The 23,742-nt window shown below is 69.2% G+C and carries 26 protein-coding genes; 13 read left to right on the top strand and 13 right to left on the bottom strand.

The features are described from left to right. Positions 1–31: 31 nt before the first annotated feature. The 4 genes from ACZ6WN_RS05025 to ACZ6WN_RS05010 all read left to right on the top strand — a co-directional run bounded on the left by ACZ6WN_RS05025 (position 32) and on the right by ACZ6WN_RS05010 (position 3,683). The gene (locus ACZ6WN_RS05025; RefSeq protein WP_465863088.1) at positions 32–1,579 is read left to right on the top strand and encodes a molybdopterin-dependent oxidoreductase; all 1,548 of its coding nucleotides are present in this window, start codon (positions 32–34) and stop codon (positions 1,577–1,579) included. Positions 1,580–1,658: 79 nt separating this feature from the next. Then, a complete protein-coding gene (locus tag ACZ6WN_RS05020) occupies positions 1,659–2,300 on the top strand; it encodes a fasciclin domain-containing protein (RefSeq protein WP_465863087.1) in 642 nt (213 codons plus the stop codon). Between the two features lie 37 nt (positions 2,301–2,337). Next, positions 2,338–2,937, top strand: coding sequence for an ECF RNA polymerase sigma factor SigK (sigK, locus tag ACZ6WN_RS05015; protein ID WP_465863086.1), 600 nt, complete (start codon positions 2,338–2,340; stop codon positions 2,935–2,937). Next, positions 2,934–3,683 (top strand): anti-sigma factor, encoded by a 750-nt coding sequence (locus tag ACZ6WN_RS05010; RefSeq protein ID WP_465863084.1) that lies wholly within the window; start codon positions 2,934–2,936, stop codon positions 3,681–3,683. The genes sigK and ACZ6WN_RS05010 overlap by 4 nt, the downstream gene beginning before the upstream one ends. Positions 3,684–3,709: 26 nt before the next feature. On the opposite strand, the gene ACZ6WN_RS05005 is transcribed toward ACZ6WN_RS05010, so the two are convergent. After that, the gene (locus ACZ6WN_RS05005) at positions 3,710–4,486 is read right to left on the bottom strand and encodes an NPP1 family protein (RefSeq protein WP_465863083.1); all 777 of its coding nucleotides are present in this window, start codon (positions 4,484–4,486) and stop codon (positions 3,710–3,712) included. A 135-nt stretch (positions 4,487–4,621) separates the two neighbouring features. Here ACZ6WN_RS05005 and ACZ6WN_RS05000 point away from each other — a divergent pair, with 135 nt between their 5' ends. After that, positions 4,622–5,068 carry a TY-Chap domain-containing protein gene (locus ACZ6WN_RS05000; RefSeq protein WP_465863081.1) on the top strand — a complete coding sequence of 149 codons (447 nt, stop codon included), beginning with the start codon at positions 4,622–4,624 and terminating at the stop codon, positions 5,066–5,068. Here ACZ6WN_RS05000 and ACZ6WN_RS04995 read toward each other — a convergent pair. From ACZ6WN_RS04995 to ACZ6WN_RS04955, 9 genes are all read right to left on the bottom strand, one after another. Beyond that, positions 5,062–5,505, bottom strand: coding sequence for a hypothetical protein (locus ACZ6WN_RS04995; protein WP_465863080.1), 444 nt, complete (start codon positions 5,503–5,505; stop codon positions 5,062–5,064). The genes ACZ6WN_RS05000 and ACZ6WN_RS04995 overlap by 7 nt on opposite strands. Beyond that, positions 5,502–5,927, bottom strand: a complete 426-nt coding sequence (locus ACZ6WN_RS04990) for a hypothetical protein (RefSeq protein ID WP_465863079.1) — start codon at positions 5,925–5,927, stop codon at positions 5,502–5,504. The genes ACZ6WN_RS04995 and ACZ6WN_RS04990 overlap by 4 nt, the downstream gene beginning before the upstream one ends. 2 nt (positions 5,928–5,929) lie before the next feature. Continuing rightward, on the bottom strand, positions 5,930–6,289 hold the full coding sequence (locus ACZ6WN_RS04985) for a hypothetical protein (protein WP_465863078.1): 360 nt from the start codon (positions 6,287–6,289) through the stop codon (positions 5,930–5,932). Between the two features lie 7 nt (positions 6,290–6,296). Next, positions 6,297–7,499, bottom strand: coding sequence for a WXG100 family type VII secretion target (locus ACZ6WN_RS04980; protein ID WP_465863076.1), 1,203 nt, complete (start codon positions 7,497–7,499; stop codon positions 6,297–6,299). Next, on the bottom strand, positions 7,499–7,801 hold the full coding sequence (locus tag ACZ6WN_RS04975; protein ID WP_465863074.1) for a hypothetical protein: 303 nt from the start codon (positions 7,799–7,801) through the stop codon (positions 7,499–7,501). Before ACZ6WN_RS04975 ends, ACZ6WN_RS04980 begins: the two co-directional genes overlap by 1 nt. A 53-nt stretch (positions 7,802–7,854) precedes the next feature. Then, positions 7,855–9,867 carry an MDR family MFS transporter gene (locus ACZ6WN_RS04970; RefSeq protein WP_465863073.1) on the bottom strand — a complete coding sequence of 671 codons (2,013 nt, stop codon included), beginning with the start codon at positions 9,865–9,867 and terminating at the stop codon, positions 7,855–7,857. Between the two features lie 73 nt (positions 9,868–9,940). Then, positions 9,941–11,080 carry a hypothetical protein gene (locus ACZ6WN_RS04965; protein ID WP_465863071.1) on the bottom strand — a complete coding sequence of 380 codons (1,140 nt, stop codon included), beginning with the start codon at positions 11,078–11,080 and terminating at the stop codon, positions 9,941–9,943. Positions 11,081–11,183: 103 nt separating this feature from the next. Then, positions 11,184–11,444, bottom strand: coding sequence for a metal-sensitive transcriptional regulator (locus tag ACZ6WN_RS04960; protein WP_141802705.1), 261 nt, complete (start codon positions 11,442–11,444; stop codon positions 11,184–11,186). After that, positions 11,428–11,850: a DUF302 domain-containing protein gene (locus ACZ6WN_RS04955; protein WP_465863069.1), complete on the bottom strand. Its 423-nt coding sequence runs from the start codon at positions 11,848–11,850 to the stop codon at positions 11,428–11,430. The genes ACZ6WN_RS04960 and ACZ6WN_RS04955 overlap by 17 nt, the downstream gene beginning before the upstream one ends. A 130-nt stretch (positions 11,851–11,980) precedes the next feature. Between ACZ6WN_RS04955 and ACZ6WN_RS04950 the strand changes: the two genes are divergently transcribed. The 4 genes from ACZ6WN_RS04950 (at position 11,981) to ACZ6WN_RS04935 (ending at position 13,898) form a co-directional block, all read left to right on the top strand. After that, the gene (locus tag ACZ6WN_RS04950) at positions 11,981–12,370 is read left to right on the top strand and encodes a carboxymuconolactone decarboxylase family protein (RefSeq protein WP_465863067.1); all 390 of its coding nucleotides are present in this window, start codon (positions 11,981–11,983) and stop codon (positions 12,368–12,370) included. Positions 12,371–12,406: 36 nt separating this feature from the next. Beyond that, entirely contained in the window at positions 12,407–12,577 is a 171-nt protein-coding gene (locus ACZ6WN_RS04945; RefSeq protein ID WP_465863066.1) for a hypothetical protein, read from the top strand. Between the two features lie 77 nt (positions 12,578–12,654). Then, entirely contained in the window at positions 12,655–13,656 is a 1,002-nt protein-coding gene (locus ACZ6WN_RS04940; RefSeq protein WP_465863065.1) for a type IV toxin-antitoxin system AbiEi family antitoxin domain-containing protein, read from the top strand. A gap of 68 nt (positions 13,657–13,724) precedes the next feature. Then, complete coding sequence (locus ACZ6WN_RS04935) at positions 13,725–13,898, top strand: hypothetical protein (protein WP_465863063.1); 174 nt, start codon at positions 13,725–13,727, stop codon at positions 13,896–13,898. Between the two features lie 93 nt (positions 13,899–13,991). On the opposite strand, the gene ACZ6WN_RS04930 is transcribed toward ACZ6WN_RS04935, so the two are convergent. Next, positions 13,992–16,919, bottom strand: a complete 2,928-nt coding sequence (locus ACZ6WN_RS04930) for a vitamin B12-dependent ribonucleotide reductase (RefSeq protein WP_465863062.1) — start codon at positions 16,917–16,919, stop codon at positions 13,992–13,994. A gap of 151 nt (positions 16,920–17,070) precedes the next feature. Next, positions 17,071–17,571 (bottom strand): transcriptional regulator NrdR, encoded by a 501-nt coding sequence (nrdR, locus tag ACZ6WN_RS04925; RefSeq protein WP_357337606.1) that lies wholly within the window; start codon positions 17,569–17,571, stop codon positions 17,071–17,073. Positions 17,572–17,969: 398 nt separating this feature from the next. Between nrdR and ACZ6WN_RS04920 the strand changes: the two genes are divergently transcribed. Next, a complete protein-coding gene (locus ACZ6WN_RS04920) occupies positions 17,970–18,881 on the top strand; it encodes a hypothetical protein (protein WP_465863060.1) in 912 nt (303 codons plus the stop codon). A 114-nt stretch (positions 18,882–18,995) separates the two neighbouring features. Here the strand turns inward: ACZ6WN_RS04920 and ACZ6WN_RS04915 are convergent, their stop codons facing one another. Further along, positions 18,996–19,388, bottom strand: a complete 393-nt coding sequence (locus ACZ6WN_RS04915) for a LysM peptidoglycan-binding domain-containing protein (RefSeq protein WP_465863059.1) — start codon at positions 19,386–19,388, stop codon at positions 18,996–18,998. A 182-nt stretch (positions 19,389–19,570) separates the two neighbouring features. On the opposite strand from ACZ6WN_RS04915, the gene lexA reads away from it, so the two are divergent. The 3 genes from lexA to ACZ6WN_RS04900 all read left to right on the top strand — a co-directional run bounded on the left by lexA (position 19,571) and on the right by ACZ6WN_RS04900 (position 23,731). After that, complete coding sequence (lexA, locus tag ACZ6WN_RS04910) at positions 19,571–20,338, top strand: transcriptional repressor LexA (RefSeq protein ID WP_465863058.1); 768 nt, start codon at positions 19,571–19,573, stop codon at positions 20,336–20,338. 97 nt (positions 20,339–20,435) lie between these two features. Beyond that, the gene (locus ACZ6WN_RS04905; protein ID WP_465863057.1) at positions 20,436–22,100 is read left to right on the top strand and encodes an alkaline phosphatase D family protein; all 1,665 of its coding nucleotides are present in this window, start codon (positions 20,436–20,438) and stop codon (positions 22,098–22,100) included. Positions 22,101–22,174: 74 nt separating this feature from the next. Beyond that, a complete protein-coding gene (locus tag ACZ6WN_RS04900; RefSeq protein WP_465863056.1) occupies positions 22,175–23,731 on the top strand; it encodes an MXAN_6640 family putative metalloprotease in 1,557 nt (518 codons plus the stop codon). Positions 23,732–23,742 lie beyond the last annotated feature (11 nt).

Raw genomic sequence — 23,742 nt, 5'->3', positions numbered from 1 at the left:
TCCGATCCGGGGGCGGGCGCGAATCCCCGCTATGAGACACCTGGATCGCCATACCCTCGCCCACGCCGCCGCCGGCGTGCTCGCCGGGGTGGCCGGAATGTCCGCCGCACATCTGACGGCCGCGCTGCTCACGCCGGCCTCGTCCCCCGCGCTCGCGGTCAGCACCGCGGTCATCGACGCGACGCCCACCCCGGTCAAGGAGTGGGCGGTACGCGAGCTCGGCAGTGCCGACAAGCCGATCCTGATCGGCAGCGTGCTGCTGGTCACGATCGGGTTCGCCGCCGTGATCGGCGTCGTGGCCCGCCGCCGGCTGAGACTCGGCGTCGGGCTCATGGCGGGCCTGGTCCTGCTCGCCGGAGCCGCGGTGGCCCGCCTGCCGCTCTTCGAGATCACCGACCTCCTGCCCACGCTGGTGGCGCTCGTCCTCGGACCTGCCGTGCTGGTGCTGCTGACCCGCGCCCTGACCGCTGAGCGCCCGCCGAGCCACCGCGCCGCGAGCGAAGACCCGAGCGACGGCACCGCCACCCGCCGCAGCGTGCTGATCGGGTTCGGGGCCCTGGCCGTGCTCTCCGCCGCGGCCGCGACCGGCGGGCAGCTGATCGTGCGCGGCCGTACGGCGCTCGCCGACATCATGCTGCCGCCGGTCCGCGACCCGTTGCCGGCGCTGCCGGCGGGGCTGGAGGAGACCCACCAGGGGATCTCCCGGTTCGTCACCCGCAACCGCGACTTCTACCGGGTCGACACCAAGCTGGCCATCCCGATCGTCGACCAGAACAGCTGGTCGCTGACCATCGACGGTGACGTCGAGCGCGAGCTGACCTTCAGCTACGACGACCTGCGCGAACGCGAGAACGTCGAGCACGACATCACCCTGACCTGCGTCTCCAACGAGGTCGGCGGCAAGCTCGTCGGCGCGGCGCGCTGGACCGGCGTACCTCTCAAGGAGCTGCTCGAGGAGGCCGGCGTCGGCGAGAACGCCGACCAGATCCTCTCGACCGACGTCGAGGGCTTCACGATCAGCACCCCGCTCGCGGCCGCGATGGACGGCCGCGACGCGCTGGTCGCCCTCGGCATGAACGGCGAGGTCCTCCCCCGCACCCACGGCTTCCCGGCCAGGCTGGTGGTGCCCGGGCTCTACGGGTACGTCGGTGCCACCAAGTGGGTCACCCGGCTGACCCTGACCCGCTACGACGAGGCCACCGCCTACTGGACCGACCGCGACTGGGCCATCGATGCCCCGATCAAGCTGTCCAGCCGGATCGACACGCCCCGCCCGCTGAGCAACATCCCCGCCGGTCGCACCGTGATCGGCGGCGTCGCCTGGGCCCAGCACCACGGCGTCGACCGGATCGACGTACGCATCGACGGCGGCCGCTGGCAGCCGGCCGAGCTCGGCCCGGATGCCGGGATCGACTACTGGCGCCAGTGGTTCCTGCCCTGGGACGCCCAGCCCGGGAGCCACCAGCTGGCGGTGAGGGTCACCGATCGCGACGGCAACGTGCAGAGCACCGACCGGGCCACCCCGTTCCCCGACGGGTCCAGCGGCATCCAGGAAATCGTCGTCACCGTCACCGAGTGAAAAAAGACGAAATCCGAACTGACGACCGTGCCGAAGCCCTCATGACAGCAAGAGACCAACCCTCGAAAGGCTCTCCCAAATGAAGCTCAACACGATCACCCGTACCGGCAGCGTCGCCGCGTCCATGGCGCTTCTGCTGGGTCTCGGTCTCTCGGCATGTGGTTCCGAGGACACCGCGTCCGGAAGCGACGCCGGGTCCAGCACCTCCGAGTCGTCCGAGGCGGCGCCCGAGGAGGACATGGAGGCCGGTGCGCAGACCTTCGGTGAGGGCTGCAAGCTGATCCCCGCCGACGGCGCCGGTTCGTTCAACGGCATGTCGACGGCACCGGTCGCCTCCGCGGCGAGCGCGAACCCGCTGCTCAAGACGCTGGTCTCGGCCGTGGGCCAGGCCGAGCTCGTCGACACCCTCAACAGCGCCGACGCGCTGACCGTCTTCGCCCCGACCGACGACGCCTTCGCCAAGATCCCGAAGGCCGACCTGGACGCCGTCCTGGCCGACAAGGAGACGCTGACCAAGGTCCTCACCCACCACGTGGTGGCCGGGCAGCTCGGCCCGGACGAGGTCGCCGGTGAGCACGAGACCCTGGCCGGTGACACGATCACCGTGGAGGGTTCGGACGAGGAGTTCACCGTCGGCAAGGAGAACGCCAAGGTGCTGTGCGGCAACATCCCGACCGCCAACGCCACGGTGTACGTCGTCGACACCGTCCTGATGCCCTGATCGGGACATCGGACCGGATATCCGCGAGGATCGATACATGAGACCGCTCAGCTCAGTTCCCTCCGGCGACTCGTCGCCGGAGGGAGCGGGGTCCCCGGAGCTTGCCGGCCTCCTTCGTCGCATCGCCCGAGGCGACGAGGCCGCCTTCGCCGCCCTCTACGACGCGACCTCCGCCCGTGTGCACGGACTGGTGCTACGGGTGGTGCGTGACCCGGCTCAGGCCGAGGAGGTCACCCAGGAGACGTTTCTCCAGGTGTGGCGCAACGCCAGCCGGTACGACGAGAACCTGGGCAGCGCCCATTCGTGGCTGCTCACCCTGGCCCATCGTCGTGCCGTCGACAGGGTCCGATCCGCGGAGTCCGCCGGCCGTAACGACACGGCCTACCACGGCACCACCCAGACCCCGCCCCATGACACGACGGCCGAGGCCGTGGAGATCTCCTTGGAGGCTCGCCGCGTCCACATCGCCCTCGAGACCCTGACGGCGGTCCAACGTGAGGCCCTCATGCTGGCGTACTTCGGTGGTTACACCCACACTGAGGTCGCCGCCATGCTCGATCTGCCGATAGGCACTGCAAAGACCCGGATCCGCGACGGACTGATCCGGTTGCGCGACGCGATGGGAGTGAGCCGATGAACGCGCACGATATTCACGCCCTCTCCGGCGCCTACGCCGTCGACGCCCTCGACGATCTCGAGCGCGTCCGGTTCGAGGAGCATCTCGCCGTGTGCGCGGACTGCCGCGACGAGGTCGCCAGCCTGCGTGAGAGCGCCTGGCAGCTCAGCAGCATGACCGACACCGCTCCGCCGCCGGAGCTGCGCGACCGTCTGCTCGCCGGCATCAAGGAGATCCGGCCGCTTCCGCCCGAGACAACGGCGATCCGCGAGGTCGCTCCTGACCCATCGGCCGCCTCGTCCGGGCATCGACGGTTCGGGTGGCGTACGTTCGCCGCCGCGGCCGCGGTGCTGGCCGTCGTCGGCACCGGTGCGGTCACGGTCGTCGAGCTGGTCCGCGACGACTCCAGCCAGACCATGTCGACCGCGGAGCGGGTGCTGAGCGCGAAGGACGCGACGACCGTGGCCGTCGACCTTCCCGGTGACGCCCGGGCCCGGGTGGTCCGCTCGGTCTCGGAGAACAGGGCCGTGCTGGTCACCTCCGACATGCCGGCCGCACCTGACGGCAAGGTCTACGAGCTCTGGCTCCAGCACGACGACGTCATGGTCCCCGCCGGCCTGATGCCCGCCGGCAGCGACCAGACCGTCGTCCTCGAGGGCGATGCCGGCGACGCGAGCGCAGCCGGGATCACCGTCGAGCCGGAGGGAGGCTCGGACGAGCCGACCTCGGCTCCGATCGCGCTGTTCGACTTCGCCCAGGCCACCTGACCTGCGCGAACGGGAGGCCGGCCGGCTCAGGCGTAGGGGTCGAGGGAGACCCCGGCCGGCTTCCCGTTCGCCAGTGTGCCGCCGAAGCGCGCATCGGTGAGCTTGAAGGTGGCGGCACCGAAGTCGGCCGCGACGAGACGGTCGCGGATGCCGGCCGGGTAGTTGTCCCAGCCGACCAGGCCCTTGACCTGCCAGACGCCCTCGTGGTTCTCGGGCGGCTCGTCTCCGCCACCGGTCTTGGGGAAGCGGAAGCAGTGGGTGCTCCCTCCGTCCTTGTGATAGACGGCCTTGGGGTGCGTACCGCCCTCGAACTGCAGCTCCGACTCGGGCTTGATCTGGTAGCCGGAGTGCTGGGAGACCGACATGTAGCGGGCGTGGCCGTCCTGGACCCACACGATGATGTGCTCCCAATCGTGCCGGTGGCCGGCCGAGCCGGGGCCCCAGGAGACCTGGTCCTTCTCGAAGTAGTAGCCGTAGAGGTACGCACACCAGCCGTTGTTGCACTTCGAGCGCGAGTAGACGTTGGTGCTCTGCAGGTCGGAGAGGTCGCGGCACTGGCCGTTGACCGTGCCGCCCATCGCCAGGCCGCCGTTGAGCGTCCCGTCCGGCCCGATCGCCGGGGTGCTGTAACAGCCGTCGGTGTCGAAGTCGAGGGCCGGCTGCCAGGTGCGATCGGCCTCCGGGGCCGAGGCCGGCAGCGCCGGGGGCGGGGCGGCCCAGGCGGCCGCCGGGACGAGGGAGAGGAGTGCGGCGATCGGAAGCGCGAGAGCGAGCTGGCGCGTGAGTCGTTTCCCGAGAGTCATGTGGGGTCCCTGGTGAGTGGGGGGATGGGGGTGCACAGATGCAACCAGTGCCGCGATCGTGTGACAACCCTGTGCGCGTGAACGCGCCGGTAACGCTGCTCGCCGGTGCCCTCCCTGCCCTGGTTGGATGGACCGGTGAACGCAACGCAGTGGCAGGACCGGATCGCCTCCGAGCTCGCCGGCCTCGGGCAGCAGGAGTTCGTCATCATCAGCGAGCCCGCGCCGCCCGCACCGGAGCCGACGGGCCTGCTGGCCCGGCTCAGGTCGAAGGCGTCCCGCTCCTCGGCGCCCTCACGCTGGGGCCAGGTCCTGTGCGTGGACGGGGTGCTCTCCGCCGAGTTCGCCGGTACGCAGCACATCGGTGGCACCTGGGAGGCCTCCGTCGAGCAGCACGAGGCGCTTCGCGCGGCCGGCTGGCTGACCCCCGCGGAGACCGACCCGATCGCGCCGGCCCCGGGGTTGCCGCACTACTGGCGGACGGTGCCCCAACGCGAGGCAGCGCTCGTCGCCGGGCTCCTCGTCGACGCCTTCCGCATCCTCGGCGCCGACTTCGCGACCCTCTCCCTCACCAGGGATCAGTAGGCGCCGAGCTGCTGACAGAGCATCCGGTAGAAGGCGGTGTTGGTCATCGGGGTGAGCGTGTCCCCCAGCGCGAGATGGACGCCGTCGGGGCCGTTGATGCCGGTCAGCTGCCACGAGCCGACCGCGATCGACCAGGCGGTGCGGGCGCCGATCTCGGCCAGGACCTCGTCGCGGGCTTCCTGGTCCTCGCCCAGCAGCTCGGCCATCCGCACGGTCGGGAACGGCCGCACCGACCCGGCCGCGCCCTTGACCGGGCGGATCTTCAGCGTGCGCACCAGGCTCGGGACCAGGTGACCTCGCGGAAGGTCGAGGGGCTGCGTACGGGTGCCGTCGACGCCGAGCTCGAGGTGGATGCCCGCGGGGCCGACCGCAGCACGGTGCTCGAGGCGTCCGCCCGGACCGGCGAGCATCCAGACGACCTCCGCCGCCGCGCTCACGCCGGGCTCCAGGTCGCGGCAGCGGCATCGATCTGGGCAGCCCAGGCCGCATAGTCGCTGGTCAGCACGGTAGCGGTCAGGGTGTGGCCGATTCCGTCGATCGCTACGAACCACTGCTCCATGGTCAGCGCGGAGTCGCCCGGCCCGTCGTACATCGCCAGCCGCCGACCCGCCTCCTGCCCCGCGATCGTGAGGCGCTCGAGGTCGATCGGGGTGTAGCCCGGCATCATCTCGGTGAACGCCATCTCGGAGCCGACCTGCCAGTCGCGGAACCCCAGGTCGCCGTTGGTCTGGGCGGTCACCGTGAGGTTGGAGCGGAAGGTGCCGCTCTCCGGCGCGAGCGCCAGGAGGCGTACGCCCTCGGGTGGCTCGACGATCTCCCAGCCTTCGGGGAGCGTCAGGGTCGTCTGCTGATCCGACACGGTCACTTCTTTCCCGCGGTGCGCTTCTTCTTCGGGCGCGACTCGCGATACCACTTCGGCTTGATGAACGACGGGGTGGGCACGATGACCAGCAGCGGGTAGACGAGGCAGGTGAGCAGGAAGAGCCCGCCGATGATCGTCCAGGCCGCGGTCTGCTCAGGCACCAGCCCGAAGGCCGTCGAGCCGGTGATGGCCAGCGCAGAGATGCAGGGCAGGTGGATGAGCACGACGTCCTCGCCCACACCGCCCCGGTTCCACGCGCTCGCCCAGGAACGGGCGCGGGCGGAGAGCCCGAGATGTTGCCAGATGCTGACCCCGGCGCCGATCACGCCGGCGGTGAGGATGAGTGCGGCCCAGATCATGGTGGTCCTAGTCCCAGAAGGTGATGGCGTCGCCGATGTCGGAGGCTACCTCGCCGGCACCCTCCGCGAAGTCGCTGACCCCGTCGACCACGGCCTCACCGAGCTCGCCGGCCTCGTCGACCACGAAGTCGGCGGCCTTGCCTGCCAGGCCGGAGCCGATCGCACCACCGATCACGCCTCCGACGACACCTCCGATGACCGTGCCCGGACCGGGGAAGATGCTCCCGATCGCGGCACCGGCCTGGGCTCCGGCCCAGGCTCCGCCCGCGGCACCCGCGGTGGTGATCGCCGAGGTGCTGACCGTGCGGCTCACCCGCTCCGTGGTCGACAGCGACGGGTCGTCGGCGTCCTTCTGCCACTGCTCCCAGGCCGAGGTGCCGGCGGTGACCACCCAGCCGGCCCGGGTCGCCCACTTGCCCGCGGTCAGCCACTTGCCGCGTACGGCTGCCTTGTTGGCCTTCGCATGCCAGTTCTTGTCGTTGAGCACCTTCGCGGCGCGCTCCAGCTTCGTCAGGCTCGACGGACTGGCGAACCGGCCGTTCACCCGCGGCTGGAACGTGCCGTAACGACTCTTCACCATCCAGTCGACACCGGCACCCGCACCCAGACCGGCCAGCCCCAGAGCGTACGCACCGATCTGCATGCCGTCGGAGAAGTCCTTCGGCAGCAGGCCCAGGTCTTCGAGGCGGTCCTCGATCCAACCGTCGCCGGTCGACTTCGAGATCGCCTTGCCGAGGTCCTCGTGGGCGTTGTCCTCGTCCTTCCGAGCCGTCTCGACCCGGCTGACCAGGTCGTTCCACTTCTCGACCTTGGTGTTGTGCGCCTTGACGTCGCCCTCGGAGGCGTCCTCGCCCGGGTCGGTCGGCGGCGAGATCATGGTGCCGCTGACAGTGAGCCCCGCCCCGCTCGCCTCGGTGCGGATCGTCGACATCTTGGTCTCGACCGCTTTGAGGTCACCGGAGAAGGTCGAGAGGCCCTTGCCCATGGCCTCGATGCGCGACTCGAGCTGACGCAGGTCGCTCTTGCGCCGCTCCGCCTTCGACTCGAAGGCGGCACCGGCCTGGCCCTTCCACGAGCCGGCGGTCTTGATCGCCTTGCCGAGGTCGTCGAGCGCGTCACCGACCGCGTCCTTGGCGGTCGTGCACGCGTCCGCCGCGGTCTGCGCCGCGGAGGCGTCGCCGTAGACCTTGGTGTCCATCGCTTGCGGCATCAGTTGCCCCTCACCCTCTGCTCCTGGCGCCGGCCCGCGTCGCCGGTCGCCTGATCGGCCGTGGTCGCGTGGTCGAGAGCGTTCTGGACGCCGTCGCTGAGCTTCCCGAGACCTTCCGCCATCCCTCCGACGGCCGCCGCCAGCGATGCCAGCGCGGTCGCGACCTCGGAGGACGACTCCCCGACGTCAGGTGTCTTCTGCAACGGCTTGGCCTGCTTGAACAAGTCTCCGCCGGCGGTGTCGAGCGTGCTCTTGATGGACCTGAGATCGTCGGGATTGACGTGCATGTCGTCGTCACTCATGCCCTCGTCCTACCCGATTTCGCCGATCTCAAACACACCGAAGGTAAAAAGCCCTAGGTGGCCGCCCCGGCCGGGACCCGCCCGTCCTGCTCGCCCTCGACGATCTTGCGGGAGAGCACGGCGAGCGCCTCGTCGAGCTTGGCGTCGTCGGGACCCCAGTCGGAGAGCTCGGTGGCCAGCCACTCCTTGAACGCCGCGACCAGCTTGCCGAGCTCCTCCCGGCCCGCCTCCGTCAGCGCGTACGCCGTCTCGTCGCCGTAGAGGTAGCCCTCTGCCGCGGCGGAGGCGAACGCCGGGGCCAGGACCTCGCCCGGCATCCCGAGGCGGTGGCCGATCGCGACCAGCGAGGCCTCGCCGCCGACCCACTCGCGGATCCCGATCTGTCGTACGCACCACGCGGTCGCGGCGTCGAGGTCGACCGCCGACTCCCGGATCCGGGTGAACGTCTCCGGCGGCTGCCGGCGCACCAGCTGGGCGACGGCGGCATCGAGGCGCACCGCGCTGTCGGAGGAGTTGGGCATCGCGAAGCCGTCGCCCGTGTCCGTCGCGGCGGCCCTCGAGGTGCCCCGCAGCGGCACCTCCTTGAGGAGCAGCGCGACCACGAACGCCAGCCCGGCGACGGGGACCGCGGCGAGGAAGACGACCTGGAGCGTCTCCGCGTAGGCCTCGATGATCGGCGCGCTCTGGGCATCGGGCAGCGCGTGGAGAAGCGCCGGGGCCGAGACCTGCTCCGCGGAGACTCCGGCCGAGGCGAGGGCGGCGGGGAGTCGGTCGGCGAGCTGGTTGGCGTAGACGGTGCCCATGATCGAGGCGCCGAAGGAGCTGCCCATCGTCCGGAAGAAGGTCACCCCCGAGGTCGCGACGCCGAGGTCCTCGTAGGCCGCGGTGTTCTGCACGATGATGGTCAGGATCTGCATGCTCAGGCCGACCCCCATGCCCATGATCAGCAGGTAGAGCGACATCACCAGGGTGCTGGTGTCGGCGTCCATGGTCGAGAGCAGATAGAGACCCAGCGCCATGATCAGCGCACCGGCGACCGGGAAGATCTTGTAGCGGCCCGTCCGGCCCACGATCGAGCCCGCCAGCGTTGATGTCACCAGGAGGCCGATGACCATCGGCAGGGTGCGGATCCCGGACGACGTCGCCGAGACGCCGTGGACGTACTGCATGTAGGTCGGCAGGTAGGTCATCGCTCCGAGCATCGCGAAGCCGACGATGAACGAGAGCACGACGCTGACCGTGAACACCCGGTCCCGGAACAGCCGCAGCGGCAGGATCGGCGAGACCGCTCGCGACTCGACCCAGACGAAGATCGCGAAGGCCGCCACCGAGCCGATGAACAGGCCGACGATGGTCGCCGACCCCCAGGCGTACTCGGTCCCGCCCCAGCTGACGGCCAGCGTCAGCATCGAGGCACCGAGGCCGACGAAGAGGATGCCGAGGTAGTCGATCGAGGGCCGCTTGCCGCGGGCGATCTGCGGCAGCGTCAGGCTCGCGATCGCGATCACGGCGATGCCGAGCGGCAGGTTGATGTAGAAGGCCCAGCGCCAGGAGAGGTGGTCGGTGAAGAGGCCGCCGAGGAGCGGACCGAGGACGGTGGTGGCACCGAAGACCGCCCCGAGGGCGCCCTGGTACTTCCCTCGGTCGCGCAGCGGGATGATGTCGCCGATCAACGCCGTCGCGGTCACCATCAAGCCGCCGGCACCGATGCCCTGCACGGCTCGCGCCCCGATCAGCCAGGCCATGTCGGTCGCGAACCCGCACGCGGCCGAGGCGAGGATGAAGAGCCCGGCGGAGATCTGCAGCATCAGCTTGCGGCCGAAGAGGTCGCCGAACTTGCCGGCGAGCACGGTCGCGACCGTCTCGGCCAGGAGGTAGGACGACACCACCCACGACAGATGGCCGGCACCTCCGACGTCGGCCACGATCGTCGGCAGCGCGGTCGACACGATCGTCTGGTCGAGCGCCGCGAGCAGCATGCCGAGGAGCACGGTGCCGAAGATGAGATTGATCCGGCGCCGGCTCAGCTGAGGCTCGGCGTCCGACGTCGCCTGCGGTGCTGCCATTGCGACCCCCACGGTCTCGACTGGAATCAAACTAAGCCAAACTCCAGGTCAGGGCGAGCGGCCTCGCGGAGTGTCAGGCGGCCTCCTGGTGGTGGTCGGCCAGATCGTGGATGAGACTCGCGGCCGGCTCGTGGACGAACTCGGCGAACCCGCCGAGCGCGACAAGACCCTCCTTCGGGGTTCCCGCAGCGAGCGCCGAGATCGTCTCCGGTCGCATCAGCCACGCGGCCAGGCACGCCGGATAGTCGGCCGGATGGGTGAACAGCTCGCCGAGCTCGTCCATCTCGACGTCATCGGGATTCCTGAACGCGTGCAGACCCGCGTCCATGGCGAGGTTGACCAGTCCGTACGGGACATCGGTGAGCAGGCCGTAGTCGCGCAGCCCGCGGTGGGTCCAGATCTCTCCCGGATCCCGATCGGGTCTCCCGGTCCGGTCCCGCAGCGCCTCGATCCACCGCTCGGGCTCATCGGCCACGGCGTACGCCACCTCCTCGGGCACCCGCAACGGCGCCGTCTCGAACATCATCCCCTCGTCGATCGGCACGACCCGACCGATCACGCACTCCCCGTCATCGAGGAGCAGTCCGGCACCGATGTTGATCGTCGTGACCTGCTCTCCGGTCCTCGGATCCTCCCAGTGCAGGTCTCGCGGCTCGCGCCCCAGCAGTCGCAGGCCACGCATCGGCGCCCGCGCCCATTCCCAGACCCGGTCGGCACCGGCGATCAGGTCGCCGGACGCGTGGTGGCGCAGGAACGCCTCGAGACCGCCGAGGTCGTAGAGGAAGGTCTGGCGGTAGACCCAGTCGCGATCCAAGATCTGGATGCGGTCGTCCTCCCGGTCACGACCGGGGTCAGGGCCGCCACGGACGTCCAGCGCCACGTTGATCGCCTTCGACATCCGCCCCCGGTTGCGCGCGTGGGTCCCCTGCATCGCCTGCGCGAGGATCCATCGCGAATGCGCCCACCGCGGCACGAGCGCCTCGAGCAGCCGCAGCTGTTCCAGCCGCTCGAGACGCGAGGGATGCCAGAACTGCTCCTTGTCGAGCTGATCGCTGGTCGTGCGGATGATCTCCAGGGCGGACTTCACGTCCCCACGGTTCTCGGCGTCGTTCACCGCGAACATCGCCGGCCAGTAAGGACTGTCGACGACCTTCTCCGCGAACGACCGCCGCCGCGGATCCCCGGGCTTCTGGTGCTTCTTGCGTTTGGGCATGGCACCAGCAGACCCCGGATCCGTACGCCTCACCAGCGCCTATCGCCGCCCTGTGGATAACCCTGTCTCGAAGCTCGCCTGTGGACAGTGATCGGCCCGCCAATCAGGCGAGAGCGAGGAAGAGCTTCTCCATCTTCTTGGTGTCGACACTGTCGCGACCACCCTCGGCGAGGCACTTCTCCAACCCGGTGGCGACGAGCGCGTAGCCACCTCGGCTGACCGCCTTGTTCACCGCCGCGAGCTGGGTGAGCGCGTCCTCGCACTCCGACCCTTCCTCGAGCATCCGGATCACCGAGGCGAGGTGTCCGTTGGCGCGCTTGAGTCGGGTGATGACGGCCTTGATCTCGTCAGGCTCGAGCTGCATCGTCGTCCTTCTTCTTTCCAGTGAGTGCTTCCAACATGCCAGTGAGGCGCCGACGCGCGTCCACCGCGACCTCGGCGACGCCGGCGTCCGAGCTGAACGAGGTCATCGCGGCCGGATCGAAGATCTCGACCCGGGTGCCGTTGCCCTCCGCAGCGACCGCGACGTTGCACGGCAGCATCGTCGCGATCCGCGGGTCCGCCTCGAGCGCGCGATGTGCGAGCTGAGGCATACACGCCCCGAGGATCACCTGCTGCGGGATGTCCACGCCGAGCTTGGCGTGCAGGGTCGCGGTCAGGTCGATCTCGGTGAGGACGCCGAACCCGGCGTCGCCGAGGAGTTCTCGTACGCGCGCCAACGTCTCCGCATACTCCGCGGGAACGTCGGCGCTCAAGGTGAAGCCGGTCATCGGGTCTCCTTCTTCGTCAGCGATTCTATAACCCCCCGGGGGGTTATGCTACCGTCAACATCGTAACCCCCCGGGGGGTTACATCGCGAGGAGAGAAGAGCACCTCGACCGCCACCCGAAAGGAGCCCTCATGACCCTCACGACCGACCACAGCTCGCCCCATGGCAAGAGCGTTCTGCGCGAGCTCGGGCCGCTCCACCAGGAGCTGCGCCGCGCCATCCCCGACGTCTACAAGGGCTGGGGCGGACTCTCGAAGGCCGCATTCGCCGACGGCGCCCTCGACCGCAAGACCAAGGAGCTGATCGCCTTCGCGATCGGCGTGGTCGAGGGCTGCGACGGCTGCATCGCCTCCCACGGCCAGGCCGCCGCTCGCGCGGGCGCCAGCCCTCAGGAGGCAGCCGAGGCCATCGGCGTCACCTTCCTCATGCACGGCGGCCCCGCCACCATCCACGGCGCGCGGGCCTTCGACGCGTTCTGCGAGTTCGTCGACGCCCTCGACGCCGGCGAACCTCCCGCCTGACCATCGCCCGGATCCACAGAAGCAGGAACAGAACACATGTGTCGCCCCGTCCGCTGCAAGAAGTGCACGAAGACCACCTGGGCCGGCTGTGGCCGCCACGTCTCCGCGGTGAAGGCCTCCGTACCCACCGGACAGTGGTGCTCGGGACACTCCGCCGACCCCAAGGACCCGAACGGCGCCTGGCTGAGCCGCATCCTCGGCCGCTGACTGTCGGCGGTCGCGCCTATCGTGCCCAGCGACCACCTCGTCCGACGCCGTCGACGTCGACAGACCCAGGAGGGCTCGTGACCGCGCTCGTCGATCCGGAGCTCGCCGTGCGCGACCTGGAAGCGCGGCGAGCCTGGGTCGCGCGCGAGCTCGAACTGCAGCACGGCGTGGCAAGCCGAGCACAGCTCACCTTCGGCGGCTATACGCCGAACGACATCCGCCGAGCGATCAGACGCCGCGAGCTGCAGACGGTCCATCGCGGCGTCTACGTCACCCACACCGGCCCCCTCACCTGGCGCCAACGCGCCTGGGCGGCAGTGCTCTACGCCGAGCCCGCAGCGCTGTGCGGTCCGACGGTCCTCGAGCCGCTCCGCACGGACGACGCGGCCGGCCCCATCCGCGTCGCCATCGACCACAGCCGCCGCCTCTACGCGCCCCGAGGGGTCGTAGTCCACCGCGTCGTGGGGCTGGGCCGCCAGATGTTCGCAAGCCAACGCCCGCCGCGTCTCAAGCTCGAGGACAACGCGCTCCTCCAAGCCCGAGACGCAATCTCCGAGATGGAGGTCATCGGGCTGCTCACCGACACCATCGGCCGTCGCGGAGTGACGACCGATGCCGTACGCACCGCGCTGAAGCGCCACCCAAGACTCCCCCGTCGCGCCTTCGTCAGCGACCTCCTCACCGACGTGAACGCCGGCACCTGCTCAGTCCTCGAGCACGCCTACCTGACCCGGGTCGAACGCGCCCCCGGCCTCCCCACGGGCACCCGCCAGAGCGAAAGGCGGACGCCGAATGGCAAGGAGCTTCGCGACGTCGAGTACAAGGCGTACGGCCTCGTCGTCGAGCTCGACGGCCGCCTCAACCACGAGTCCTGGAGCGCCCAGGGGCGCGACGCCGACCGGGACCTCGACGACCTGGCCCTCGGCGGCCGGACCACCGCCCGCCTCCGCTGGCACCAGATCTTCGGCACGCCGTGTCGAACCGCGGCCCGGATCGCGCAGATCCTGAAGGCCAGTGGCTGGAAAGGTGCTCCATCGGCCTGTGGGGAGGATTGTGACCTCCCGACATGGGAGTCCTGAGGTCACCCAGTGACACGGGGACTCCCACGTCACCCCTGGCCTCTACGGCCTCCGCTGTGGACGTGGATATGAAGGTGTTTGGAGTCCTGGTAGGCACCCAGATCGGTGAGCACCGCCGCAGCACCGTGCTCTCGCTCCACCTCCCGGGCAACGTTCTGGACGACCCGAGCAGCTCACGTACGTCGGTCGCGGGTGATGGAACGCCAGCACGTGCTCGTCCTCGTGCGACCTGGGAGTCCTGAAGTCACCCAGTGACACCGGGACTCCCACGTCCCCGAAAACGAGCCAGTCCCGCGCCCCCACTGGGGTGCGGGACCGGACTCAGTCAGTCAGGCTCAGCTGCAACCGGAGGTCGAGCCGCAGCCCTCGCAGACGTAGCAGGAGCCGGCGGGGCGCATCTTGGTGCCGCAGGTGAAGCAGAGCGGGCTGTCGATGGCCATGCCGCTGATCGACTCGAGCAGCTCGGCGGTGGTGTGGGCGGTGGCCTTGGGCGCCTCCTCGACGACCTCGGCCTCCTCCTCGATCTCGGCCTCGACCGGCTCGGCGACCGGAGCCGCCGCGGCCTTCGGGGCCGGGGCCGGCTTCTGGACGAGCTCGGCGGCGGTGGTGCCGTTGCCGAGCTGCTCGTAGGAGCCGGTCTCGAGGTAGCGCTGACGCTCGTCGGCGGAGTAGATGCCGAGAGCCGAGCGGTCCTCGAAGGACATGTAGTCCAGCGCCAGGCGGCGGAAGACGTAGTCCATGAGCGACTGCGCCATGCGTACGTCCGGGTCGTCGGTCAGACCGGCGGGCTCGAACTTCAGGTTGGTGAACTTGGAGACGTAGGTCTCCAGGGGCACGCCGTACTGCAGGCCGACGGAGACCGCGATGGAGAAGGCGTCCATGACACCGGCCAGGGTCGAACCCTGCTTGCCGAGCTTGAGGAAGACCTCACCGAGCTCGCCGTCGGCGTGGGCACCGGAGGTCATGTAGCCCTCGGCGCCACCGACCGTGAAGGAGGTGGTGCGCGAGACGCGGGACTTCGGCAGGCGCTTGCGGGTCGGCGCGTAGACGATCTTCTCGATGATCTTCTCGACGACCTCGGGCTCGACCTCGGCCTCGGCAGCCGGAGCCGCAGCAGCCGTGGAGAGACCTTGGTCCTTCTTGGCGCTCTCCGACTTGCCGTCGGCCAGCGGCTGGCCGACCTTGCAGTTGTCGCGGTAGATCGCGGTGGCCTTCAAGCCCAGCTTCCACGACTCCATGTAGACCTGCTCGATCTCCTCGACCGTCGCGGTCTCGGGCAGGTTCACGGTCTTGGAGATCGCACCGGAGAGGAACGGCTGGGTCGCCGCCATCATGCGTACGTGGCCCATCGGCTGCAGCGCGCGCTTGCCCATCGCTGTGTCGAAGACCTCGTAGTGCTCCTGGCGGAGGCCGGGGGCGTCGATGACGTGGCCGTGCTCGGCGATGTAGGCGACGATCGCCTCGATCTGCTCGGGCTGGTAGCCCATCTTCTTCAGCGCGCGCGGGATCACCTGGTTGACGATCTGCATCGAGCCGCCACCGACGAGCTTCTTGAACTTGACCAGCGAGAAGTCGGGCTCGATGCCGGTGGTGTCGCAGTCCATCATGAAGCCGATGGTGCCGGTCGGCGCGAGCAGCGAGGCCTGGGCGTTGCGGAAGCCGTTGACCTTGCCGATCTCGACGACGTCGTTCCACACCTTCGTCGCCGCGTCGATGATGTTGCGGTCGACCGGGTTGATCGAGCGGACCGCGTCGTTGGCGGCCTGGTGCTTGCGCATGACCCGCTGGTGGGCCTCGGCGTTGCGGGCGTAGCCGGCGTACGGACCGACGACGCCGGCCAGCTCGGCCGAGCGCTTGTAGCCGGCACCGGTCATCAGCGAGGTGATGGCGGCGGCCATGGTGCGGCCACCCTCGGAGTCGTAGCCGAGACCCATCGCCATCAGCAGCGCACCGAGGTTGGCGTAGCCGATGCCGAGCTGGCGGTAGTCGCGGGTGGTCTCGCCGATCGCCTCGGTCGGGAAGTCGGCGAAGCAGATGGAGATGTCCATCGCGGTGAAGACGACCTCGCAGGCCTGCTGGAAGCGCACGGCGTCGAAGGTGTCGTCGTCCTTGAGGAACTTCAGCAGGTTCAGCGACGCCAGGTTGCAGGAGGAGTTGTCCAGCGACATGTACTCCGAGCACGGGTTGGAGCCGGTGATCCGGCCCGTCTCCGGGTTGGTGTGCCAGTCGTTGATCGTGTCGTCGTACTGCAGACCCGGGTCGGCACACTCCCACGCGGCGATCGAGATCTTGCGGAACAGATCGCGGGCGTCGATCTCCTCGATGACCTCACCGGTCGTACGCGCCCGGAGGCCGAACTTCTTGCCCTCCTCGACGGCGCGCATGAACTCGTCGGAGACGCGCACGGAGTTGTTGGCGTTCTGGTACTGCACGGACGAGATGTCCTTGCCGCCCAGGTCCATGTCGAAGCCGGCGTCGCGCAGCGCGCGGATCTTGTCCTCCTCGCGCGCCTTGGTCTCGACGAACTCCTCGATGTCGGGGTGGTCGACGTCGAGCACGACCATCTTCGCCGCGCGGCGGGTGGCGCCACCGGACTTGATGGTGCCCGCGGACGCGTCGGCGCCGCGCATGAAGGAGACCGGGCCGGAGGCGGTGCCGCCGGAGGACTTCAGCAGCTCCTTGGAGGAACGGATGCGGGAGAGGTTGAGACCGGCACCGGAGCCGCCCTTGAAGATCAGGCCCTCCTCCTTGTACCAGTTCAGGATCGAGTCCATGGAGTCGTCGACCGAGAGGATGAAGCAGGCCGAGACCTGCTGGGGGGACTCGGTGCCGACGTTGAACCAGACCGGCGAGTTGAAGGCGAAGTGCTGGTTGACCAGCAGCCAGGTGAGCTCGCGACCGAAGAGGTCGGCGTCGGCCTCGGAGGCGAAGTAGTCGTTCTCCTTGCCGGAGGCGACGTAGGTGTTCACGACGCGGTCGATCAGCTGCTTCAGGCTCTGCTCGCGCTTCTCGGTGCCGAGGGCACCGCGGAAGTACTTGGTCGTCACGATCGTCGAGGCGTTGATCGACCAGAAGTCGGGGAACTCGACTCCGGTCTGCTCGAAGACGGTCTCGCCGGTCTTCCAGTTCTTCTGGACGACGTCGCGCCGCTCCCAGGTGATCTCGTCGTAGGGGTGGACGCCCTCGGTGCTGAAGATCCGCTCGATCTTCAGCCCGGCGCCCGCCTTCGACGATGCCTGTGCCTCTGCTGCCGTGTCTGTCATTTCGTTCCCCCTGTTGTCATCGATCGCTGTGCCGTACTGCTGGTCGGTGCTGATGGTGGAGTCCTTGCTCTGTTCTATCTGTTCAGCTGGATGGCCCGGACAGGTCGCTTCCCCACGGCCTGCCCGGGCCGGTCTGTGTGTCCCGTGGGACCTAGTCGGTGCCCACCGGGGCCTCGACCGGATGTTCTGCCTCGAAGTCCTGGACTTCCCGTTCGGTACGCAGCATCTGGATCTCACGCTCGAAGTCGTCCGCCGAGCCGAAGGCCCGGTAGACGCTCGCGAAGCGCAGGTAGGCCACCTCGTCGAGCTCGCGCAGCGGCGCGAGGATCGCCAGCCCCACCTCGTTGCTGGGAACCTCGGCCAGCCCCTGGCTGCGCAGTGCCTGCTCGACCTCCTGGCCGAGGCAGGCGAGCTGGTCCTCGGTGACCGGGCGGCCCTTGCACGCCTTGCGTACGCCGTGCACCGCCTTGTCGCGGCTGAACGGCTCGGCGGCGCCGGAGCGCTTGGCCACCATCAGCTGCATCTGCTCGACGGTCGTGAACCGCTTCCCACACTCCTGGCAGACCCGGCGGCGCCGGATCTGGCCACCGTCCTCGGCCACGCGGGAGTCGAGCACCTTGGTGTCGCTGTGTCGGCAGAACGGACAGTGCACGGTCGAGCCCCTCTCGTGAGACCTGTGGATCCAGGCCGTCTCTACGGCGGCCCGAGCCTGTGGAACCTGTGGATATGAGCGTGAGTCCCTGTGGAACAACACCCCTGTCGCTGTGAACCATCCGTCCGTTCATGTGAACTAGATGTGGATAACTACAGCGGTGTAACTACTAGATGTAGTGGTAACCGTACGCCCGCCCCCACGACGATGCAAGCGAGGGTCGGGTTTACCCGCGTGTCCGGCGTGTCGCCGGTCAAACACCGAAAGATTCCGGTTCAGCGGCGCCGGACTGGCCCGGATGGGTAAGAATGGCCCCCGTGACAAACATCTCCGGAGGAAATCGCGTCGGGTCGCGGAGAGGCACGCGCCCCAGAAGCGGTCCCCGGCCACCGTTCATCTTGCCTGCGATCGCGACACTGGCCTTCCTCATCATCTGGGGAGTGCTCGTGTGGGTCGCCGTCGGTTTCGGGGCCGACGCACGAGGAGGCGATTCCGGCGCCTGGGCGAAGCTCGCCATCGCGGCGGTCGTGGCAGTCGCCTGTCTCTTCCTGACCTTCACCTTCGCCGGGAAGGCCTGGCGGGCCCTCACCGGCGCCCCGACGACGCCACCCGCCGACGACTACGCCGGCAGCCACTCCAACGCCTACGTCGAGGAGCAGGACTACTCGGACCCGGCCTACCCCGACCAGACCTACCCCGATCAGACCTACTCCGATCAGGCCTACCCGGAGCAGGACTACTACGGCACCGGCTCCTACGGCTACGACGACACCGGCTCCTACGGCCGGCACAGCTCCGACACCGGGAGCCAGCCGCCCTACGGTGACACCACGAACCGCTCGGCCTACACCGACACCGGCTCCCAGTCGCCCTACGGCTACCCCGGCAGCGACCAGGGCTACGGCACCACCGGAAGCCGAGCCGCCTACGGCGCCTCGGCCTACCAGCCGCCGACCAGCCCGCCACCCGCCCAGCCCTCCTACTACTCCAGCCCGCCGACGCCGACGTCGACGCCGCAGAGCACCCCGAGGTACGCCTCGCCCGGATACACCACGGACAGCTACCCGACCCAGCAGACCGGCTCCGCGCCGTATCAGTCGGGTGCCTATCCGGCCCCGGCCGGCTACGGCCAGACCGGCTCCCGGGCTCGACTGACCGAGGATCCCGCCGCGACCCAGGCGATGCCCACCCAGCGCCAGCCCCAGGACCCGCCGGTCCAGCCGGACGACGAGTGGCCGCCGCGGCACAGCACCCGCAACAAGCAGTGGCCGCCGGCCGAGCCAGACACCCCCTACCGCGGGCGCCACTGACCCGGATACGCGAGAGTGCTGCAGACGCTTCCCATCGTCTGCAGCACTCTCACTCTTTCCCCGGTAGCCGGCTGCCAGGGGTCGAAGGAGCAGCCGGACATCTGTGGCGGCGCCCTACGGCGCGGTCGGGATGATCAGCGTCTGCCCGGACACGAGCATCGAGGACTCGAGAGAGTTGAGCTCCTTGATCGTCTGCTCCATCTCCCGAATCGAGGCGTCGGTCCCGGCGACGGCCTTCGAGGAGATGTCCCAGAGCGTGTCGCCATCGCCGACGACCATCGTGTGGGCGGCGGGGGCGGGGCCACGAAATCCGGCATCGGTGCCGGCACCGTTCTCCACCGCGAACGCCACCCGCGCCCCGATCAGCGCGATCCCGAAGAGCACGACGAGCGCGAATGCGAACACGACGACTCGTCCGCGACGGGTGAGCCGCACGGTCGAGCGGCGCACCTCCCGCACCTCGCGGGGCGGCTCGGCAACGGGCAGCACATAGACGGTTGCACTCATCTCACGGCCTCCTGGTCACAAGTCGCTCGATCACGTGTTCGATCGAGCACATGTTCGAAGGTAGATCACGTGTTCGAACAACGCAAGTAGCGACCCCAAGAATTTTCGAACGCCGACACGCGCTGCCCACGACGTCGAACAAATGTTTGATGTCGTGGTGCCAGAGGGACTAATGTGGTGACATGACCACGCAGAAGACAGGCACCGGATCAGGCGGTTCGAAGAAGAGCCGCGTCCGCGAGCTGCCCGACGGGCCGCCGGACGCGACCGGGCTCACGCCGCGTCAGCAGCGCATCCTCGCTCACCTGCGCGACAGCATCGAGCAGCGTGGCTACCCGCCCAGCATGCGCGAGATCGGTGCCGCGGTCGGGCTGACCAGCACCAGCAGCGTCGCCCACCAGCTCCGTGCCCTGGAGCAGCGTGGTCTGATCCGCAAGGACCCGAAGCGGCCGCGCGCTCTCGAGGTCTTCCTTCCGGAGGTGATGGCCCACCGCAAGGCCATGTCCGGCGAGGAGGCCGAGGCTACGGTCACGGCCGAGGCCGACATCAACCCCAACCCCGCCGCCGCCATGGTTCCCCTGGTCGGGCGGATCGCGGCCGGTGGCCCGATCCTGGCCGAGGAGACCTCCAGCCAGCAGAGCGTCGAGGACGTCTTCCCGCTGCCCAAGCAGCTGGTCGGCAACGGCGACCTCTTCCTGCTCTCGGTCTCGGGTGACTCGATGGTCGACGCGGCCATCTGCGACGGCGACTTCGTGGTCGTGCGCCAGCAGCCGACCGCCGAGAACGGCGAGATCGTGGCCGCGCTGATCGACGGCGAGGCGACGGTCAAGACGCTCTCCCGCAAGGACGGCAAGGTCTGGCTGCTGCCGCACAACGCTGCGTACGAGCCGATCGACGGCACCCACGCGAGGATCCTCGGCAAGGTGACGGCGGTCCTGCGCAGCCTCTGAGTCCCGTGTCACACCTCCCGGAACCAGTCCGGGAACACTGCGTGAACTGCAGCCGCCGGCCCATGACGGGGCCGGCGGCTGCGTCGTTCGCTCCAGCGTGACCCAGACGCAGATCGACCGCCGCACCCTCATCGCCGCCGGGCTGGCGACCGCCGCCGGAGCCGTCGCTCTTCCCGACCCAGCCGAGGCCGTCAGCGGCTCGCTCAACCACTTCCAGCACGGCGTCGCCTCCGGCGACCCGCTCCCGGACCGCGTGGTCATCTGGACGCGGGTCACGCCGACGGAGGACGCGACCCCGGGGTCCGGGCAGGGCGAGCAGGTCCTGGTCCGCTGGGAGGTCTCGCCCACCGCCGACTTCGACCGCATCACCGCGAAGGGATCCCAGCAGACGGGTCCCGACCGCGACCACACCGTGAAGCTCGACGTCACCGGCCTGAGCCCGCAGAGCTGGTACTACTACCGCTTCACCTACAACGGCCAGACCAGCCGCGTCGGCCGCACCCGCACCGCGCCGGCCGCCGACGCAGCCCCGGAGAACGTACGTTTCGGGGTGGTCTCCTGCTCCAACCTGCAGGCCGGCTGGTTCGCGTCCTATCGCCACCTCGCCGCGCGCGAGGACCTGCACGCGATCATCCACCTCGGCGACTACATCTACGAGTACGCTCCCGGCGAGTACGGCTACGGCATGGCCAACGAGGACGTCCGGCCGCACGAGCCCGCCCACGAGCTCCACACGCTGGCCGACTACCGGATCCGGCACGCGCAGTACAAGCGCGACGTCGACCTCTCCGCCGCCCACGCCCGGCTGCCCTGGATCGTCACCTGGGACGACCACGAGTCGGCCAACGACGCCTGGCTGCTGGGCGCCGAGAACAACGAGCCCGGCGAGTACGACTGGATCGACCGCAAGACCAACGCCAACCAGGCCTACGACGAGTGGATGCCGATACGTGTCGACGCCACCGCCGTGGTCGAGACCGCCGGCCATCTCCACGACCGCATCTACCGGCGGCTGCGGTTCGGCACCCTGCTCGAGCTGAGCATGCTCGACCTGCGCTCCTACCGCTCCGAGCAGGTCGCCCGCACCGACCTCGCCGGGGTCGACGACCCCGACCGCACCATCACCGGCGACGAGCAGCTGGCATGGCTCAAGGACGGGCTGCTCACCGACGCCCGGTGGAAGATCGTCGGCAACCCGGTGATGATCGCGCCGGTCACCTTCGGCGCGCTCCCGAAGAGCCTGATCGCCCCGGTCAACGACGTCACCGGCCTGCTGCCCGACAACGGCGTCGCCTACAACGTCGACCAGTGGGACGGCTACACCGCCGACCGCACCGAGCTCTTCGAGCACATCCGCGACCACGCGATCACCGACACCGTCTTCGTCACCGGCGACATCCACTCCGCGTGGGCCTGCGACCTGCCGTACGACTCCGCCGTCTACCCGCTCGGCAGGACCGCCGGCGTCGAGCTCGTGGCCACCTCGGTGACCTCGAACAACCTCAAGGACATCCTCGGTGCGCCGCGCCGCACGGTCAGCGTGACGGTCGAGAACATCATCAGGACCGCCAACCGCCACGTCCGCTACCTGAACTTCGACGACCACGGCTACTCCGTCCTCGACGTGACCCGCGAGCGCGCCCAGATGGACTGGTACGTCATCGGCGAGCGCAAGGACGCCGGCACGACGGCCACCTGGACCAGGTCGTACGCCACGGCAACCGGAAGCAACCGGCTTCATCACGTCACCCAGCCCGTCTAGGCCGTGTCCCCCGGACACAGCGGCGCTCTGCGCTTAGACTGCCCAGGTCTGCCTTCCCGAACGTCTGGTATCTCATGCGAAACATTGCCCGCCGGATCAACCGCAAACAGCGCACCCTCGTCTTGATCGCAGGCATGGTCGCGGCGACGTTCTTCGCCACCATGCCCGCAACCGGGTCGACGCCGGCGTCCTCGGTGAGGACCGGCGGTGACACCGGCGCCGAGCAGCCGGTGACCGAGAAGGCGGCCCGGGAGGCGCTCGCCGCCGCCAAGAAGGTCAGGCGCAGCCAGTCGGTGCGCGGCGCCCGTCAGGTCGTGCCCGGGCGGCACGTCGCCGGCCGGCCCGACGCGACCATCGCGCTGACCGACCTGTGGAACGCCAAGGACGCCCTGGACGGCTCCAACAAGACCGCAGCCCGTGAGCTGCTCGCCCGCCCCCGTGCCGCGACCCAGACCTGCAGCGACGTGGTCTGCGTCCACTACTCGCCGGGCAAGGGCGGCGACCGCGCCTCGGCGGCGTACGCGACCCAGGTCCGTGACGTGGTCACCAAGGTCCACAACCTCTACGTGCAGGCGGGCTACCGCAAGCCCGCGGCCGACGAGGCGGTCACCCCCGGCAAGGTCGACATCTACCTGGAGAACCTCTACGACGAGGGCTACTACGGCTACTGCGCGCCCGAGACCAAGGTCTCCAAGACCGCCGCCACGGCCTACTGCGTCCTGGACAACGACTACGCCACCAGTGAGTACGGCTCGTACAACACCCCCACCGAGAACCTCCGGGTGACCGCGGCCCACGAATACTTCCACGCCGTCCAGTTCGCCTATGACGCCGGCGAGGACCGCTGGATGATGGAGTCCACCGCGACCTGGGTCGAGGACGAGGTCTACGACAGCATCAACGACAACCGGCAATACCTGGGCTACGGCCAGCTCGAGGACCAGCGCAAGCCGCTGGACAACTCCAGCGCCTCCAACCTCGGCATCTACGGCAACTGGATCTTCTTCCGCTACCTGTCCGAGCGCTTCGCCAAGGAGCGCGGGACTCTGCCGGAGGTGGTCCTCTCGATCTGGAACCGGGCGCCGTCGACCTACTCCACCACCGCCGTCCGGCAGGCGCTTGCTCAGCGTGGCACCACGCTGAAGCAGGAGTACATCCGCTTCGCCGCCGCCAACCTGGCCCCCGCGAAGAGCTACAGCGAGGGCGGCGCCTACTACCCGCCGGTCTACGACGGCCGCACCGCCCTGCCCGCCAAGCGACAGACCGTCGACGGCAAGTTCACCCTCAAGCACCTGACGTACGCCTCCCAGCGCCTGGTCCCGAAGAAGGTCGGGAAGGGCTGGAAGCTGCGGGTCAAGGTCGACGTGGCCCGGCCCAACGCCAACGGCGCCGTGGTCAGCGTGTTCCGCACCGACGGCACCCGCGGCGTCTACCACCTCAAGCCCAACAGCAAGGGCATCGCCACCAAGACCATCGAGGGCTTCTCCTCCAAGCGGATCCGCAAGGTCGAGGTCACCTTCGCCAACGCGAGCAGCAACTTCAACTGCGGCCAGGGCACCGCTTTCTCCTGCCACGGCGTCGCGACGCCCGACAAGGCCACCCACCGCTGGTGGGCCAAGACCTACCGCTGAACTCGGCGTGG

The organism is Nocardioides sp. NPDC054178 (assembly GCF_055585005.1).
This window is presented reverse-complemented; position numbering and strand designations above follow the sequence as displayed.